The sequence below is a fragment of the Streptomyces sp. MS191 genome (assembly GCF_008042125.1).
Lineage (GTDB): Bacteria > Actinomycetota > Actinomycetes > Streptomycetales > Streptomycetaceae > Streptomyces.
In genome coordinates this window covers 1-1990 of sequence record NZ_RDBI01000229.1, presented here as the reverse complement: position 1 = coordinate 1990, position 1990 = coordinate 1, and the positions used below count along the sequence as shown (strand labels likewise).

Annotated in this window: 1 protein-coding gene; it reads right to left on the bottom strand. The window is 75.0% G+C overall.

Translation table 11 applies throughout. The features are described 5' to 3' along the window. Positions 1 to 519: 519 nt before the first annotated feature. Positions 520 to 1758 (bottom strand): PP2C family protein-serine/threonine phosphatase, encoded by a 1239-nt coding sequence (locus tag EAO71_RS36810; RefSeq protein WP_147982129.1) that lies wholly within the window; start codon positions 1756 to 1758, stop codon positions 520 to 522. Positions 1759 to 1990: the final 232 nt, after the last annotated feature.

Here is a 1990-nt window from a genome sequence, read left to right as displayed (position 1 = left end):
GCGCGGGGGCGCCGGCGGTCGCGGCGTCGGCGCCCCCGCGCGCCTCGGCTCTTCGCGCGTCCCGGCGGCGCGGTTCCGGCCGTCTCGCGTCCACGAGCCGGGCGACCCGGTGTGTCACGTCCCTGTGTGCGGCATGCGCATGTGTCGTGTCCCCGTGTGTCGCGTCCATATGTCCCCCCGGGACTGCTGAACCCCGGCCGGTCCCCCGATGGCGCGGCCGCGGGCACAGGGGACACCATGCGACAGACCGGACGTGTCGACAAAGCCTTTCGTCGTCCCGGGTGCGGCGCGTCGGCCCCGCCTGCCGTCACCGGGTCGGGGTGGCGGGCTGTTCGGCGACGCGGCCCGAGTACCGGACCCGGCACGCGGGTTCACCGGCCGGCCGCCCCCGGCGCCGACCGGACGCCGGACGGACCAGAACGCCCGACGACCACCGACCGACGACCACCGGCCACAGCTCGACGCCCGCCCGCCGCCGCGAACGGTGCCCGGTGACGCGAAGCGTGCCCGGTGGCGCGGTCAGAGGCGGACGACGACGAGCGCGATGTCGTCGCGCACGCCGGCGGCGGCCCCCAGCTGTGCGAGCAGGGCGTCCGCCAGGCGCTCGGGACCCAGCGTGGTCAGCCCGGCCAGAGCGCCGGTGAGCCGGGCGAGGCCCTGGTCGATGTCCTCGTCACGACGCTCGATCAGGCCGTCGGTGTACAGCACCAGGGTGTCGCCGGTACGGAAGGCCTTGCCGGCCTGCGGGCGCGGCACGTGGTCGGGCCGTGCTCCCAGGGGCGGGTCGGTGGCCTCGTCCAGCAGCTCGGCGGAGCCGTCGACGTGCAGGAGCACGGGAGGCGGATGCCCGGCGCTGGAGTAGACGATCAGCTTCGAACGGCTGTCGACCAGGACGTTGACGGCGGTGGCCGCGAGCGCGCCCTCGACGGAGCGGGCGTACATGCCCAGGATCTCCAGGGCCTGGGCGGGCCCGGCGACGGCGCGGCTCGCCGCCGACAGGGCGCTGCGCAGCATCCCCATCACGGTGGCGGCCTCCAGGCCGTGACCGACGACGTCGCCCACCGCGAGGGTGAAGCGGCCGTCGGGCAGGTCCACGGTGTCGTACCAGTCGCCGCACACGTTGAGCGAGCCGATGGCCGGCAGGTAGCGCACGGCGACGTCCGGGTGGTGGGCCAGGTCCGGCGACCGGAGCATCGCCTCCTGGAGCGTGACGGCGACCTCCCGCTCGCGGGCGTGGGCGGCGCGCAGTTCCTCGTTCAGGCGCTGGAGTTCCCGGGCCCGGGCGTACAGCTCGGCCTCCATCCCCTCCTCGCGTTCGGTCCACTGCCCGCCCTGGCGCCGGAAGCGGCGGGCCTGCACGAAGGCCGTGACGTCCTCGACCCGGTGGATGATCCAGGCGACGTGCCCGTCACCGTCGAGAACGGGCGTGTTCACCGGCGACCACCAGCGTTCCTCGAACGCTCCGGGCCGGTCGACGACCGGGATGTCGTACTTCTGCACGGCCATCGTGTCCGCGCGGCTCGTGGCCAGTACGCGTCCGAGCGAGGCACCGAGGTTGCGCACGCCGTCCGCGTCGGGGTCGGCCGGATTGTCGGGAAAGGCGTCGAAGAGGTGCCGGCCGAGCAGGTCGTCCCGGCTCCGTTTGGTGGCCCGGAGATAGGCGTGGTTGACGTCGACGATCACCAGGTCCGGCGCCAGCACCAGATACGGGCTCGGCGTCGCGGCGAACAGCGCCCTGTAGTCGATCTCCAGCGTCACAGGCTCACCGGTTCCTCACGTCCGGCCGGGGGACGGCCTGATGCCAACGTACGCACCCCCCGCCCGTACCTCGCAGGAAGCCGGCCGCTCCGCGGGGAAGGACCGGGAAGGCCGGACAGACGGGGAAGCCGGACGACGCGCGGCTGCGCCCGCTCCCGGGCCGCCGTGTCGGCCTCCCGGGCTCGCGAGGCGGCCCGGGAGGCCGACACGGCGGCGCGGGAGCGGGCGGCCG